This is a genomic window from Rhizobium sp. CCGE 510, from assembly GCF_000292525.1.
Lineage (GTDB): Bacteria > Pseudomonadota > Alphaproteobacteria > Rhizobiales > Rhizobiaceae > Rhizobium.
Genome location: NZ_AEYF01000044.1, coordinates 520,248 through 535,420 on the forward strand (window position 1 = coordinate 520,248; position 15,173 = coordinate 535,420).

14 protein-coding genes and 1 pseudogene are annotated in these 15,173 nt (G+C 63.8%); 9 read left to right on the forward strand and 6 right to left on the reverse strand.

The features are described from left to right. Positions 1 to 316: 316 nt before the first annotated feature. From rpsT to mutM, 3 genes are all read right to left on the reverse strand, one after another. Positions 317 to 595, reverse strand: a complete 279-nt coding sequence (gene rpsT, locus RCCGE510_RS22600) for a 30S ribosomal protein S20 (protein ID WP_003570835.1) — start codon at positions 593 to 595, stop codon at positions 317 to 319. 191 nt (positions 596 to 786) lie between these two features. After that, positions 787 to 1,560, reverse strand: a complete 774-nt coding sequence (locus tag RCCGE510_RS22605; RefSeq protein WP_007633805.1) for an enoyl-CoA hydratase — start codon at positions 1,558 to 1,560, stop codon at positions 787 to 789. 22 nt (positions 1,561 to 1,582) lie between these two features. Continuing rightward, positions 1,583 to 2,473 carry a bifunctional DNA-formamidopyrimidine glycosylase/DNA-(apurinic or apyrimidinic site) lyase gene (mutM, locus tag RCCGE510_RS22610; protein WP_007633806.1) on the reverse strand — a complete coding sequence of 297 codons (891 nt, stop codon included), beginning with the start codon at positions 2,471 to 2,473 and terminating at the stop codon, positions 1,583 to 1,585. A gap of 149 nt (positions 2,474 to 2,622) precedes the next feature. On the opposite strand from mutM, the gene ubiE reads away from it, so the two are divergent. From ubiE to RCCGE510_RS22650, 8 genes are all read left to right on the forward strand, one after another. Further along, on the forward strand, positions 2,623 to 3,399 hold the full coding sequence (gene ubiE / locus RCCGE510_RS22615; protein ID WP_007633807.1) for a bifunctional demethylmenaquinone methyltransferase/2-methoxy-6-polyprenyl-1,4-benzoquinol methylase UbiE: 777 nt from the start codon (positions 2,623 to 2,625) through the stop codon (positions 3,397 to 3,399). Between the two features lie 48 nt (positions 3,400 to 3,447). Continuing rightward, positions 3,448 to 5,022 (forward strand): 2-polyprenylphenol 6-hydroxylase, encoded by a 1,575-nt coding sequence (gene ubiB, locus RCCGE510_RS22620; RefSeq protein WP_007633808.1) that lies wholly within the window; start codon positions 3,448 to 3,450, stop codon positions 5,020 to 5,022. A gap of 91 nt (positions 5,023 to 5,113) precedes the next feature. Next, positions 5,114 to 6,700, forward strand: a complete 1,587-nt coding sequence (locus RCCGE510_RS22625) for an aromatic amino acid lyase (RefSeq protein WP_007633809.1) — start codon at positions 5,114 to 5,116, stop codon at positions 6,698 to 6,700. 24 nt (positions 6,701 to 6,724) lie between these two features. Beyond that, complete coding sequence (locus RCCGE510_RS22630; RefSeq protein WP_007633810.1) at positions 6,725 to 8,104, forward strand: amidohydrolase family protein; 1,380 nt, start codon at positions 6,725 to 6,727, stop codon at positions 8,102 to 8,104. After that, positions 8,101 to 9,381 carry a Zn-dependent hydrolase gene (locus RCCGE510_RS22635; protein WP_007633812.1) on the forward strand — a complete coding sequence of 427 codons (1,281 nt, stop codon included), beginning with the start codon at positions 8,101 to 8,103 and terminating at the stop codon, positions 9,379 to 9,381. Before RCCGE510_RS22630 ends, RCCGE510_RS22635 begins: the two co-directional genes overlap by 4 nt. Continuing rightward, positions 9,362 to 10,459 carry a DUF917 domain-containing protein gene (locus RCCGE510_RS22640; RefSeq protein ID WP_007633814.1) on the forward strand — a complete coding sequence of 366 codons (1,098 nt, stop codon included), beginning with the start codon at positions 9,362 to 9,364 and terminating at the stop codon, positions 10,457 to 10,459. The genes RCCGE510_RS22635 and RCCGE510_RS22640 overlap by 20 nt, the downstream gene beginning before the upstream one ends. A gap of 3 nt (positions 10,460 to 10,462) precedes the next feature. After that, positions 10,463 to 10,792 carry a TfoX/Sxy family protein gene (locus RCCGE510_RS22645; protein WP_007633816.1) on the forward strand — a complete coding sequence of 110 codons (330 nt, stop codon included), beginning with the start codon at positions 10,463 to 10,465 and terminating at the stop codon, positions 10,790 to 10,792. Between the two features lie 234 nt (positions 10,793 to 11,026). Beyond that, positions 11,027 to 12,688, forward strand: coding sequence for a urocanate hydratase (locus RCCGE510_RS22650; RefSeq protein ID WP_007633818.1), 1,662 nt, complete (start codon positions 11,027 to 11,029; stop codon positions 12,686 to 12,688). Positions 12,689 to 12,697: 9 nt separating this feature from the next. On the opposite strand, the gene RCCGE510_RS22655 is transcribed toward RCCGE510_RS22650, so the two are convergent. From RCCGE510_RS22655 to RCCGE510_RS22660, 3 genes and pseudogenes are all read right to left on the reverse strand, one after another. Further along, positions 12,698 to 13,084: a VOC family protein gene (locus tag RCCGE510_RS22655; protein WP_007633820.1), complete on the reverse strand. Its 387-nt coding sequence runs from the start codon at positions 13,082 to 13,084 to the stop codon at positions 12,698 to 12,700. Next, positions 13,081 to 13,221 (reverse strand): annotated as a pseudogene (locus tag RCCGE510_RS34865) (MFS transporter); the annotation flags it as partial. The pseudogene RCCGE510_RS34865 and the gene RCCGE510_RS22655, both read right to left, overlap by 4 nt. Before the next feature lie 72 nt (positions 13,222 to 13,293). After that, positions 13,294 to 14,199, reverse strand: a complete 906-nt coding sequence (locus RCCGE510_RS22660; RefSeq protein ID WP_007633824.1) for a LysR family transcriptional regulator — start codon at positions 14,197 to 14,199, stop codon at positions 13,294 to 13,296. 125 nt (positions 14,200 to 14,324) lie between these two features. Between RCCGE510_RS22660 and RCCGE510_RS22665 the strand changes: the two genes are divergently transcribed. After that, positions 14,325 to 15,089: an SDR family oxidoreductase gene (locus RCCGE510_RS22665; protein WP_007633826.1), complete on the forward strand. Its 765-nt coding sequence runs from the start codon at positions 14,325 to 14,327 to the stop codon at positions 15,087 to 15,089. Positions 15,090 to 15,173: the final 84 nt, after the last annotated feature.

The following is a 15,173-nucleotide window of genomic DNA, read 5'->3' on the forward strand; positions in this document are numbered from 1 at the left end:
CTTTTCGGGCGTCACACCAGCGTCAAAAAAGAATCGCTTTTGAATCAAGGAGATTCCCCGTTCGGGCTATTTTGACACGCAGGGAAAGAAAAAAAATAATAATCTTCTTGACTCCCCCCTGGTCCCGGAAGCGTGGGGCAGAGTCGCGTAGCGTGAAAGCATCCTTGCGCAAGTCTTTGTTTTTAAACAATTTTTCCTGTCATGGTGCTGACACGAAACGGCCGCAAGATTAACCATACAGGGTCTGATCAGCGGAATCGAAAAAGCCCGGTAAAATTACCGGGCTAATCATAACGAGGAAGTCGTTAATGGAAGATTACGCGGTCGCAGTGACCGAAAGAGCCTTCACACGAGCGGCCAAACGCGAAACCTTGCGCGATGCCGTGTTGGCGTGCAGCACGCCCTTGCTGGCGGCGCGAGCAAGCTCGGGCTGAGCAGCCAGGAAAGCTTCCTTCGCCTTGGCGGCGTCACCGGATGCGATGGCCTCTTCGACCTGGCGAACGAAAGTACGAACGCGCGAGCGACGAGCCTTATTGACGTCGGTACGGCGGGCGATCTTGCGGGTCGCTTTTTTCGCCGAAGTTGTATTGGCCATGGATGCCTCTCTCAAGAATTCGAACAAACTCCGCCATTACCGCGGGCCCTGCGGCCACAAAATCCAGCAATGCGGGAGCAATCGCGGAAAACCAAACCGGCTTTCCGAACCGTGGGCGGGCATATAACTCTAAAGCCGGCCCACGTCAACGCGGATTTTCAAGCTTTGCGGCTGGAACCATCTAAAAGCATTCAACGGTGCGTAAAAGCCGGTTTGCGCTTTTCGACGAAGGCCGCCATGCCTTCCTTCTGGTCGTCGGTAGCAAAGAGACTGTGAAACAGCCGCCGTTCGAAGCGAAGCCCCTCCTCCAGCGTCGTCTCGAATGCACGGTTGACCGCCTCCTTGGCCATCAAGACCGAGGGGCGCGACAGCGAGGCGATCTTTTCGGCCGCGGCTAGCGCCTCGTCGAGCAGACGCTCGGGCGCCACCACACGCGAAACGAGTCCCGATCGTTCGGCCTCGGCCGCATCCATCATCCGGCCGGTCAGGACGAGGTCCATCGCCTTCGCCTTGCCGACGGCACGCGTCAGCCGCTGCGAGCCGCCCATGCCGGGAATGACGCCGAGGGTGATTTCCGGCTGGCCGAACTTCGCCGTCTCCGCGGCGATGATGAAATCGCACATCATGGCGAGCTCGCAGCCGCCGCCGAGCGCAAACCCGCTGACGGCGGCGATCACCGGCTTGCGCGCCTTGGCAACTTCATCCCAGCCGCTGATGAAATCACTCTTATAGATATCGGCGAACTCAAGCGGCTGCATCTCCTTGATATCGGCGCCGGCCGCAAAGGCGCGCTCGGAACCGGTGAGCACGATCGCGCCGACCGCCTCGTCGGCATGGAAGGCGGCATAGGCCTCTCTCAATTCCTTGAGGACGATGGAATTCAGCGCGTTCAGCGCCTGCGGTCGGTTCAGCGTGACGAGGCCGACATTGCCTCGGGTTTCGACGATCAGGGTTTCATAGGCCATGCTGTTCTCCCGGTTCCGGATCTTACTTCTGGCAGGTGGCGCAATAGAACGTCGAGCGGCCGGCCTGGACTATGCGGGCGACCGTACCGCCGCAACCGGGCGTGCGGCAAGCCTGACCTTCGCGATCATAGACGGAGAAGGAATGCTGAAAATAGCCGAGCGATCCGTCGGTCTGGATATGATCGCGCAGCGACGATCCACCGGCGGCGATCGCATCGGCGATGACGTCGCGGATTGCAGCGACGAGCAGGTCAAGCTGCTCCTTCGGCCGCCCGCCTGCCGTTACCAGCGTGCCGGCGGCGCGGATCGGCGAAAGATGGGCGCGCCACAGCGCCTCGCAGACATAGATATTGCCGAGGCCGGCGATGTTCTTCTGGTCGAGCAGCGCACTCTTCAATGGCTGCGCCTTGTTCCGGAAGCGCTCGGCGAGATAGGCGGCGCCAAGCTCGTTTCCGGTCGGCTCCGGGCCGAGATCACGGAAGAATGGATGGGCGGCAAGATCGGCGCGCCCCACCATATCCATGAAGCCGAAACGGCGCGGGTCGTTGTAGACGACGCGGCGAGGACCACCTTGACCTTCCAGATGAAAGACGACGTGATCGTGCTTCTCGTCCTTCGAACGGGCATGATGGAATTCGCCCGGCGTGGCGGCTGCGGCGCCTTCCTCGATGCGGAAAGAACCGGACATGCCGAGATGGGAAATCAGCGTGTTGCCGTCGTCGAGATCGACCAGCAGATATTTGGCCCGGCGGCCAAGACTGACGATGGTGCGGCCGGAAACCCTGTCGGAAAAAGCCTCGGGAAAGGGGAAGCGCAGATCGCCGCGGCGCAGCTCCAGCCTGGCGATGCGGGCCCCCTCCATCGCCGGCGCCAGGCCGCGTTTCACCGTTTCGACTTCTGGCAATTCCGGCATCTTAACCCATCTATATCTAACGTGTTTCAACCGAGGACGATGTGCGCTATAGCGCCAGTGTGCCGCGCAGAGTGCGGCCCTGTGATAACGTCGCGCGCGGTCTTTCGCTATGGCCGCCGCGCCCGAATCTTAAGGAATGGAGCAGCCTGATGTCAGAAAGCCGCACTTCCGCCGATGGCGGCATGGAGACCTCCTACGGCTTCCGTGAGGTGTCTGACGGCGAGAAGCAGGGCCTCGTCAACCAGGTGTTCCACAAGGTCGCCAAGCGCTACGACATCATGAACGACGTCATGTCGATGGGCATGCACCGCGCCTGGAAAGATGCGATGATCTCGGCGCTGAACCCGCGCAAGGAGCCGGGTTACAAGGTACTGGACGTTGCCGGCGGCACCGGCGACATCGCCTTCCGCATCGTCGAAGCCTCCGGCCGGCAGGCGCATGCGACCGTGCTCGACATCAACGGCTCGATGCTCGGCGTCGGCGCCGAGCGGGCGGAAAAGAAGAAACTTTCCGGCAATCTCACCTTCGTCGAGGCGAATGCCGAGGAACTGCCTTTCGAGACCGGCAGCTTTGACGCCTATACGATCGCCTTCGGCATCCGCAACGTGCCGAGGATCGATGCGGCGCTATCGGAGGCTTATCGCGTGTTGAAGCGCGGCGGACGTCTGCTGGTGCTGGAATTTTCCGAAGTGGATATGCCGCTTCTCGACAAGATCTATGACGCCTGGTCGTTCAATGCCATTCCGCAATTCGGCAAGGCGATCACCGGCGAGGCCGAGCCCTATCAATATCTGGTGGAATCGATCCGCAAGTTCCCGAACCAGGAGAATTTCGCGGCAATGATCCGCCAGGCCGGCTTTTCGCGCGTCACCTACACCAATTATACCGGCGGCATCGCCGCGCTGCATTCCGGCTGGAAGCTTTGAGGGAATGAGGCAAGAAAACACCAACCTCGGCCGGCGGGGCAGTGCAGCATGAGCACGTTCGGGGCCTATTTCCGCCTTTGGCGCGTCGGCTGGGTGCTTGTGCGCGAAGGCGTCGTGTCGGCTCTTCCATCCGAAGGTCTGCCGCCTCCGGTCGCACTCGCCAAATCCTTCGTGACAATTTTCGAGCGGAGCAAAGCGCGGCATCAGAAACGCAGCGACCGTTTGGCGCAGGCCGTCGAACGGCTCGGCCCTTCCTATGTGAAGATCGGCCAGTTCCTGGCGACACGGCCGGATGTCGTCGGCGTCGAATTCGCCAACGACCTGTCGCAGCTTCAGGATCGGATGGCGTTCTTCCCCTCGGCTGCCGCCAAGGCCAATATCGAAGGCTCGCTCGGGCGGCCGATCGGCGAACTCTATGCGAGCTTCGGCGAGCCGATCGCCGCTGCCTCGATCGCCCAGGTACATCCGGCTGAGGTCGAGACATCAGAGGGCCGCAAGAAGGTCGCCGTCAAGATCGTGCGACCCGGCGTGCGCCAGCGTTTTGCCCATGACATCGAGGCGATGTATCTCGTCGCCCGTATGCAGGAACGTTTCCTCGCCTCCACCCGACGGCTGCGACCGATCGAGGTGACGAAGACGCTGGAGCAGACGACGAAGGTGGAGATGGACCTTCGCCTGGAGGCGGCCGCCCTTTCCGAGATCGCCGAGAATACCGAAAAAGACCCGGGCTTCCGGGTGCCGAAGGTCGACTGGGAGCGGACCGGACGCGACGTCATTACCATGGAGTGGATCGACGGCACGCGCATGTCCGACGTCGAGGGCCTGCGCGCCGCCGGCCACGATCTCAACCTGCTCGCCGATACGCTGATCCAGTCGTTCCTACGCCACACGCTGCGCGACGGCTTCTTTCATGCCGACATGCATCCGGGCAATCTGTTCGTCGATGCGGGGGGCATGATCGTCGCCGTCGACATGGGCATCGTCGGGCGGCTCGGCAAAAAGGAGCGGAGGTTCCTCGCCGAAATCCTCTACGGCTTCATCACCCGCGATTATATCCGCGTCGCCGAGGTGCATTTCGAGGCGGGTTATGTGCCCGGACACCACAATGTCGAGAGTTTTGCCCAGGCGATCCGGGCAATCGGCGAGCCGATCCATGGACAGCCGGCCGAGACGATCTCGATGGGCAAGCTGCTGACGCTGCTTTTCGAAGTAACCGAACTGTTCGACATGGCGACACGGCCGGAGCTGGTGATGCTGCAGAAGACCATGGTTGTGGTCGAGGGCGTGTCGCGTATGCTCAATCCGCGCTTCAATATGTGGAAGGCATCCGAGCCGGTTGTCGGCGACTGGATCCGCACCAATCTCGGCCCGAAGCGGATCGCTACCGACATCAAGGACGGACTGAAGGCGGCTGTCAAACTCGCCGAAGCCGTGCCCGAAATCGCAGCGAAAACCGAAAAATTCCACCATCAGCTTCTGCATATGAGCGAACACGGGCTGCGCTTCGACGCGCAGACGGCAGACGCGATCGGCAAGGCCGAGGCACGGCACAACCGCTCGGCCAGGATCGCCCTTTGGGTCATCGCATTGACGCTTCTCTATATTGCCTGGATGGTGAACTGATCCGCCAGTCAAAAACATCCTGTGTTCGGCATTTAGGATATCCCATGTAACGGAGCCTCCGCTTAGTCTCACTGTTTAGGAGATATGGCACATGCATCACGAACGGCCTGGCATCGAACTTTCCGGACAACCGCTGGGTTTTGCCCAGATGGTGACGATCGGTGCGGGCAAGGCGACGATTTCGGCGTCGGCGACCGGCATGGCCCGCATCGCGATTGCCCGCGAGGTCGTCGAGGATGCGATTGCCTCCGGCATGCCCGTCTACGGCGCGACGACCGGCGTCGGCGCCATGAAGGATGTGGAATGGTCGGCCGACGAACTCGATACCTTCAACCTCGGCCTGGTGCGCGCCCATCATTTCGGCACCGGCACACCGTTTTCCTGCAATGTCGTGCGCAATGCCATGGCGATCCGCGTCAATACGGCGCTGACCGGCCAGGTCGGCTGCACGCCGGAGCTGATCCAGGCCTATATCAGGATGCTCGAGGCCGACCTCATCCCGGTCGTGCGCCGCACCGGCTCGATCGGCTGTGCAGATATCGGCCTGATGGGACAGATCGGCGCGGTGCTGACCGGCGTCGGCGAAGCGATCTATCGTGGCAACCGGATGCAGGCGGCAGAGGCTTTCCGGGCCGCCGGATTGGAGCCGGTGCGGATGGCGCCGCGCGACAGCCTCGCCTCGCTTAGCATCAATGCAGTGAGCTTTGCCTCGGCAGCGGAAACGACGCGCAATGCTGCGGCTTCGATCCGCATCCTGCTGGCGACGGCGATGATGGCGGCCGGCGCGCTCGGCGCGTCCCGCGATCCCTGGAAGGCGGTCCGCCATGTCGGCACGGCGCGCGAGGCGCTGATCGGCGCCTGGCTCTGCAACGCCTCCGACGAATGGAACTGGCCGGTCGCCACGCATGTGCAGGATCCGCTCAGCCTGCGGATGATCGCCCAGGTGTTCGGCGCGGTGATCGAAAACTTGTTGTCGACCGGCCACAAGATTCTTGCCGCCACCGGCCGCTCGGACGACAATCCGGTCGTCGTCGAAGGCCGGGTGATGACCTCGGGCGGCTCGCTGCCGCTCGATGTGACGATCCTGCTCGAATCGGCGGCGCTCTGCATGGCGCATGCGGCGCGCAATGCCTTCAACCGCTGCGTCATTCTCGGCAATGGCCAGCGGCGCGACCTGCCGGTCAATCTCGTGCCGCCGGGGCGGATCGCCACCGGTTTCGGGCCGATCATCAAGCTTGCCGGCGAGATTTTTTCGCGCGTGCTGTCGATGTCCAATCCGGTGTCGGCACAATCGCTTGTCGTCGCGGCCGGGCTGGAGGACGAGGCAGCCTTCCTGCCGCTGGTCATCGAGCGCTTCGACCGGCAGATGCGGGCGCTGAAGCGTCTCGCGGCGCTCGAGGCGCTGCTGTCTGCCCAGGCGATCGACATTCTCGGCGACGAACCGAAGGGCGTGGCCGCCATGCTCTATGAGGTGGTGCGCAAACATGCGGATTTTTATACCGTCGACCGGCCGCTTTCGGCCGAGGTAGAGGCGATCGAGGAGGAACTTGGATCGGACGACTTCGTTTCGAGGCTGACCGAGCAGGTTCCGATCGCCTCCTTCGACGACTTCTTCGCCCTCGGCTCGCTGGAGCGCATCGAGGAGCGGCTGAGCCGCCACGAGCCGGCGGCCGTCTGATTTCGGCTGAGGGAGGGAAGCATTATGGACTTCGATCTCGTTCTGCAGGGCACGGTGGTGCTGCCGGACGGCATTGTCGAAGCGGGGTATGTTGCCGTACGTGACGGCCGCATCGCCGAGGTCGGCCTCGGCGTGCCGCCTGCGGCGCGCGAACGGCATCTGCTCGGCAAGGCGCTGATCCTGCCCGGCGCGATCGACGCGCAGGTGCATTCGCTCTCCCAGAAGGACCAGGAGGATTTCATCTGGTCGACGCGCTCGGCAGCGGCCGGCGGCGTGACAACAATCGTCGACATGCCCTATGACGAGGGCGACCTCGTCTGCTCGGCAGCGGCAGTGAAGCGCAAGATCGATCATGCCGGCCCGCAGGCCCGTGTCGATTTCGCGCTCTACGGCACGGTCGATCCAGACGAAGGCGCGGCGCGGATTGCCGAAATGGTCGAGGCGGGTGTTGCGGCCTTCAAATTCTCGACCTTCGGCACCGACCCCAAGCGTTTTCCGCGCATTCCCCCGGCCCTGCTCGACGCCTGCTTTGCGGCGATCGCACCGACGGGGCTGACGGCTGGTGTGCACAATGAGGACGACGAGGCGGTCCGCACCTATATGGCGCAGGTGAAGGCGAGCGGCATCACCGACTGGCGGGCGCACGGCCTGTCGCGGCCGCCGATTACCGAGCTGCTGGCGATGCATACGATTTTCGAGACCGGTGCTGCGACCGGCTGCCCCTCGCATGTGGTGCATTGCTCGCTCGGGCGCGGCTACGATATTGCCCGTTCCTATCGCCGCGACGGTTTTGCCGCGACGGTCGAGTGCTGCATCCACTATCTGACGCTCGACGAGGAAAACGACGTGAAGCGCCTCGGCGGCAAGGCGAAGATCAATCCGCCGGTGCGGCCGCGCGCTGAGGTGGAAAAGCTCTGGCGGAAGGTGGCGCAGGGCGATGTCTGGCTGGTTTCGACCGATCACGTCAGCTGGTCGGAGAACCGCAAGACCAATCCCGACATGCTTGCCAACGCCTCCGGTGTTCCTGGTCTTGAGGTGATGGTGCCGCTTTTTATCAAAGGCGCCAGCGAGCGCGGCATTCCGCTCAGCTGGGCGGCCAAGCTGATGGCGGAAAATCCGGCCAGGCATTTCCGGCTCGACCATATCAAGGGGGCGCTGACCCCCGGCAAGGATGCCGATATCGTCGTTTTGGAGCCGCGGGAAAGCGTCTATGACGCCGCCGCAAGCGGCAACAACGTCGTCGGCTGGAGCCCTTATAACGGCATCCGCCTGCCCTGGACCGTTGCCGCTACCTATCTGCGCGGCGAGAAGATCGCCGAGGGCGGGAAGGTGCTGGCTGAACCCGGCACCGGCCGGTTCGTGCGGCCACTGCCGAGCCAGGTCATTGCAGGAGCCGGTGCATGAGCCGAAATCTTCCCGTCGATGCCGGCCGGATCGCTGGAGATATCGAGGCGCTGGCAGGGATGACCGAGCCGGGTCATCCTTGGACGCGGCGGGCCTTCACGCCGCTCTTTCTCGAAGGCCGGGCCTATATCGAAGCGCGGATGAAAGCGGCAGGACTGGAAACGCGGATCGACGCCGCCGGCAATCTGATCGGCCGGCGCACTGGCCGCAAACCCTGGCTCGGCACGATCATGGTCGGTTCGCATTCCGACACGGTGCCGGATGGTGGCCGCTTCGACGGCATTGCCGGAGTGATCTCGGCACTGGAGGTAGCGCGTGCGCTGGGTGAGCAGGGCGTGGAACTCGACCACGATCTGGAGATCGTCGATTTTCTTGCCGAGGAGGTGAGCATCTTCGGCGTGTCCTGCGTCGGCAGCCGGGGGATGACCGGGCAATTGCCGGAGGCCTGGCTGTCGCGCGTCAGCGACGGGCGCGACCTGGCCGAAGGCATCGCTGAGGTCGGGGGCAGTCCGGACGTTCTGGCACAGCAGAAGCGGCCCGATCTGGCAGGTTTCCTCGAGCTTCATATCGAACAGGGGCCGGTGCTCGAAGCCGAAAAAGCCGATATCGGCATCGTCACCGCGATCTCGGGCATCACCCGCCTGGAGATCATCGTCGAGGGCCGGGCCGACCATGCCGGCACGACGCCGATGGACCGGCGGGCCGACGCGCTGGTGGCGGCCTCGCAACTGGTGCTCGACATCCGCAATGCCGCCGCCGAGCTTGCCAAGATGCCGGGGCATTTTGCAGCGACGGTCGGCGAGTTCCGGATCGAACCGAATGCCGCCAATGTCGTGCCGTCGAAAGTGGTGCTGCTGATCGATGGGCGTGCGGAAATCCGCGCCGACATGGAGGCTTTCTGCCGCTGGCTCGACGGCCATGTCGAAAAGCTCGCGGACGCCTATGGCGTGACGATCAAGGCGCCGAACCGGGTGTCCGACAATCTGCCGACGCCGGGCGATGCCGGGCTGCTGTCGACCTTGGAGGCTGCCTGCGAACGTGTCGGTGCAAAACATCGGCGCATGGCCTCCGGTGCGGGACACGACACGGCCTGGATCGCCAAGGTGGCGCCGGCGGCGATGATTTTCGTGCCTTGCCGGGACGGCCGCAGCCACTCAGTCGACGAATGGGCTGACAATGACGACATCGCGCTCGGCGCCGCCGTGCTGTTCGAGGCGGTGCGCGAGATGGACAGAAATTCGAACCAGGAGAAGCCGGATGGGACGCATACTGGTTGAGAAGGACGTTGAAGCGGCCGTCAAGGGTGGCTCCGTCTATGCCGCCGGCGGCGGCGGCTGGGCCGATCACGGGCGGATGCTCGGGCTTGCGGCCGTCAATGTCGGCAAGCCGGAGCTAGTCTCGATCGACGAGTTGCGCGACGAGGACTGGATCGCCACTGCGGCGGCAATCGGCGCTCCGGCCTCGACGACGCCCTGGGAAATGCAAGGCATCGACTATGTCAAGGCCGTGCAGCTGCTGCAGGAAGCGCTGGGCGAAAAGCTTTCCGGGCTGATCATCGGCCAGAACGGCAAATCTTCGACGCTGAACGGCTGGCTGCCGTCGGCGATCCTCGGCACCAAGGTGGTCGATGCGGTCGGCGATATCCGTGCCCATCCCACCGGCGACATGGGCTCGATCGGCATGGCAGCCTCGCCCGAGCCGATGATCCAGACCGCCGTCGGCGGCAATCGGTCCGAGAACCGTTATATCGAACTGGTGGTCAAGGGCGCGACGGCGAAGATCTCGCCGGTGCTGCGCGCCGCCGCCGATCAATCCGGCGGCTTCATCGCCAGCTGCCGCAATCCTCTCCGGGCCTCCTATATACGCAGCCATGCAGCGCTCGGGGGGATCTCGATGGCGCTTGCGCTTGGCGAGGCAATCATTGCGGCGGAGAGGAAGGGCGGATCAGCCGTCATCGACGCGATCTGCAAGACGACGGGCGGGCATATCCTTGCGGAGGGGATCATTACCCGCAAGGACGTCGTCTACACCAAGGAAGCCTTCGACATCGGCACGATCACCGTCGGCACGGGCGAGAAGTCGGTGACCCTGCATGTGATGAACGAATATATGGCGGTGGACGATGCGGGTGGCGGGCGGCTTGCCACTTTCCCCGCCGTCATCACCACGCTGTCACCCGAAGGCGAGCCGCTCAGCGTCGGTCAGCTCAGGGAGGGCATGCATGTCTTCATCCTGCATGTGCCCAAGGACCTCATCCCGCTGTCGGCAAGCGTGCTCGATCCCACAGTCTATCCGGTCGTCGAAAAGGCGATGGGGGTCGAGATCGCACGTTATGCACTGGCCACGAGGGCTTGAGCCATGGCGCGCGATCCCGGCCTCGAAGAATTGCTGCGCGAGGAACTCGGCGATCGGCCGGGCCTTGCCGAAAAATCGATGTTCGGCGGCTCCGCCTTCATGCTGAACGGCAATCTTCTCTGCGGTGCGCGCCACGACGGCATGCTGGTCCGTCTCGGCAGAGGCAATGACGGCTGGGCGCTGGCGCTGCCGGGCGTGATCCAGATGCTGTCCGGCGAGCGGGTGATGCAGGGCTGGGTGCGGGCGACGGCTGCGGTTTATGGCGACGATGCGCTCAGACGGCGTTTGCTCGATGCGGCACTCGCCTATGTGGAGTCGCTGCCGGGCAAATAACCTGCGACTCCCCTTCTCCCCAGCGGGGAGAAGATGTCCGAAGGACAGATGAGGGGGTGAGCGGCAGGGCCGGGAATGCCTTGAGCGCAAGCGAAGGCAAGCAAAGACGTACCGTGTGGCCCCCTCATCCGGCCCTACGGGCCACCGACCGGGGTCGAGCCACAGGTCTCGACCCGTCCTTCGGACCCCCGCTGGGGAGAAGGGAAAAGTTGAGAACCAAACGAGGAGCCCACGATGCCGAAGGCCAATCCACGTCATCCGAACTTTCCGATTCCCGGCGGGCCGCAGTTGCGTGCCAAGGGTTGGCGGCAGGAGGCGTTGCTGCGGCTGCTCGAAAACGTGCTGTCGGTCGGCGAGGATCCCGAAAACCTGATCGTCTATGCCGCACTCGGCAAGGCGGCCCGTAGCTGGGCCGCGCATAAGGGCATCGTCAAGGCGCTGACCGAGATGGACGAGGACCAGACGCTGCTGATCCAGTCCGGCAAGCCGATCGGACTGGTACGAACACACGCCAAGGCGCCGCTGGTCATCATGGCGAACTGCAATATCGTCGGGCAATGGGCAAAGGCCGAGGTGTTCTACGAGCTGCAGCGCAAGGGGCTGATCTGCTGGGGCGGGCTGACGGCCGGCGCCTGGCAATATATCGGCAGCCAGGGCGTCATTCAGGGCACTTACGAGATCTTCATGCGCATCGCCGAGCGGCGCTTCGGCGGCGATCTTTTCGGCCGGTTCGTGCTGACCGCCGGCCTTGGCGGCATGGGTGGGGCGCAGCCGCTCGCCGGTCGCATGGCGGGGGCCGCGATCCTCTGTGTCGACATCGACCCGGAGCGGGCTCGCAAGCGCCAGCAGATCGGTTATCTCCAGGAAATCGCCCCCGATCTCGATACCGCCCTTCAGATGATCGATGCGGCGGTGAAGGACAAGCGGGCGCTGTCGGTTGGGCTGGTCGGCAATGCGGCCGAGGTCTATCCCGAGATCGCCCGGCGCGGCATCGTGCCCGACATCGTCACCGACCAGACCTCGGCGCACGACCTGGTCTATGGCTACGTGCCGAAGGGCATGAGCCTCGACCAGGTCCGGGGCCTGCGCGACGACGGCCAGGGCCAACTTATGGCGGCAAGCCGCGCCTCGATAGTCGATCATGTGACGGCGATGCTGGAATTCCAGAAGCGTGGCTCTGAGGTCTTCGACAACGGCAATCTGATCCGCACCCAGGCGAAAGAGGGTGGCGTCGCCAATGCCTTCGACATTCCGATCTTCACCGAGGCCTACCTCAGGCCGCTGTTTGCCCGGGCGATCGGTCCGTTCCGCTGGATGGCGCTGTCGGGCGAGGAGAGCGATATCGCCCGCATCGACGACCTGCTGCTGGAACTATTCCCCGACAACAAGATCATCACCAACTGGATCCGGCTGGCGCGCCAGCATGTGCCTTTCGAAGGGCTGCCGGCCCGCATTGCCTGGCTCGGCCATGGCGAACGTACGCTGCTCGCCCGGCGCGTCAACGCGCTGGTCGCAGGCGGCGAACTCAAAGGCCCGGTCGCCTTCTCCCGCGACCATCTCGATGCCGGCGCCATGGCGCATCCCAATATCATGACCGAGCGGATGAAGGACGGTTCCGACGCGATCGCCGACTGGCCGCTGATCGACGCGATGATGCTCTGCTCGTCGATGGCCGATCTCGTCGTCGTCCATTCCGGCGGCGGCGGCTATGCCGGCTACATGACAAGCTGCGGCGTCACCGTTATCGCCGACGGCACCGATGCCGCCGACGAACGGCTCGACCACGCCCTGACCAACGACACCGCCCTCGGCGTCATGCGCTATGCCGATGCCGGTTATGAGGAGGCGCTGGACGAGGTGACGAAGAAGGACGTGCCCTATATCAGGCTCGGTTGATGTGGGCCGTCAGCCGATCGGATTCGAAACTTCGATAAGATTGCCGTCGGGATCCCTGAAATAGACCGAGCGCAGACGTCCGGTCGCGCCTGTACGTTCGACCGGGCCTTCTTCGATCACAACGCCAGACGCCTGCAGATGGGCGATGACATCGGCAAGCGGCGTTTCGGCGATGAAGCAGAGGTCGCCGGAGCCAGGGGTAGCATATCTCGCCTTGGGTTCGAATTCGTGACCGGCCTGATGCAGGTTGATCTTTTGTCTGCCGAATTTCAGCGCCCTGCGGCCTTCCGCAAAGGTTTCGACCGACATGCCGAGGATGCGGGAATAGAAATCGCATGTGGCTGCGATATCGGCGACGGTGAGCACGAGATGGTCGAGACGGTCTATGCGGATCATGCTTTTCTCCTCGCGAGGTGCTGCGCAAAACAGGCGGAGACAAAGGCCAGCGCCAACATGGCAAGCGTCAAGAGGACGACGGCGGCCCAGCCTTCCATCGCATAGAACCAGCCTCCGGCCGAACCGATGAGGCTGGAGAGGAGCTGCCGGCCGTGGCGCACCTCGCTCGCCGGTCACCAAGAACCCGATCAGCCTGCGGGGCTCATGCGCTAACCCGCCGGATCCCAATAGGGCGGATCGCCAAAACGCGTCTTCAGGTGATCGGCAATGGCGCGGAGCTTGGCCGAGGGATTGCGTCCCTCGGGATGGGCCATATAGATATATTCGGCCTCCGGTCTGTGGCCGACATCGATTTCGACAAGCCGGCCCTCGCGGATCGCCGGGCCGGCGATGAAGGCTGGCAGCAGCGCGATGCCGAGACCGGCAATCGCGGCGTCACGAAGCATGTCGCCATTGTTCATGCCGAGCGCCAGTTTGGCGCGGACGACGATCGCACCGTCGGGCGTCTGGAAGCGCCAGTCGGCAATGCCACGATTGGTGTAGAAGATGCCGCGATGGGTACCGAGATCCGCCAGCGACGCCGGCACTCCGGCCCGCGCGAGATAATCCGGCGAAGCGCAGAGCAGTCGGCGGCTTGGCGCAAGCTTCCAGGCGACCAGCCGGCTATCGGCGATCGGGCCGTTGCGGATGACGGCGTCGTAGCCGTCCGAAGCCGCATCGACGCGCCGGTCATCGATATCAAGCGTCAGTTCAATCTCCGGATGTTCGGCAAGGAAGGGATAAAGCGCCGGGCCGAGATGCATGCGGCCGAAGGTGACGGGCGCGGCGATGCGGATCGGCCCGGACAGTGTCCCGCGCCGCTCGGCCATATCGGCTGCGGCCTCGTCGATCTCGCGCACGATGCGCGCGGCGCGCTCCAGAAAGACCGCGCCGTCCTCCGTCAAGGTGAGCTTGCGCGTCGTTCGATGCAGCAGCATGCCGCCCAGCGACTTCTCCAGTTCCGCCAGCCTTTCGCTGACGACGGATTTGGAGAGCCGCAGGCGGCGAGCCGCCTCGCTAACCGAGCCCGCCTCGACGACGGCGACGAACGCCGCAATCCCTTCGATCCTGATCATCGTTCGGCTTTTCCGAATTCGAGTTCCTTGATCTGGAGACTAATCCGAACGAAAGGAAACTGCCATCTTCCAATCATCGAAAAGGACGGCAGGGCCGCCTCACCGAAAACCCAGGAGATGGACGCATGAACCGCTTGAACAACAAGGTCGCAATCGTCACCGGCGCAAGCTCCGGCATCGGCCGCACCACGGCAAAGCTCTTCGCCGCCGAGGGCGCCAAAGTCGTCGTCGGCGCCCGGCGCGAGCGCGAACTCGACAGCCTCGTCGCCGAGATCAAGGCGGAGGGCGGCGACGCCATCGCGATTGCCGGCGACGTCCGCTCGGAGGATTATCACAAGGCGCTGGTCGTCGCCGCCGTGACGAATTACGGCAAGCTCGACATCGCCTTCAACAATGCCGGCACGCTCGGCGAAGCCGGTCCGAGCACAGCTGTTTCGGAAGCAGGTTTCAGCAAGGCGCTGGCGATCAACCTGACCGCCTCCTTCCTCGCCGCCAAACACCAGATTGGCGAAATGGTGAAAAATGGCGGCGGGTCGGTGATCTTCACCTCGACCTTCGTCGGCTACAGCTTCGCCTTTCCCGGCGTCGCCGCCTATGCCGCCAGCAAATCCGGCCTGATCGGCCTGACCCAGGCGCTCGCGGCCGAATACGGCCAGCAGGGCGTGCGCGTCAACGCCATCCTGCCGGGTGCGGTCGATACCGACATGTATCGGGAGATGAACGATACTTCAGACAAACAGGCCTTCGTCACCAATCTGCATGCACTGAAGCGTGTCGCAGCGCCCGAGGAACTCGCCCGCTCCGTTCTTTACCTCGCCTCCGACGATGCGAGCTTCGTCACCGGCACGGCGTCGCTGGTCGATGGCGGCGCCTCGATCACCCGCACCTGACGCCAGCTCGCTGGATGATCGCGCCCGTTCTCCGGCGCATCCTCCCATTGACCAATAACGGGCTGCGGCCCCAGTATCCGATTA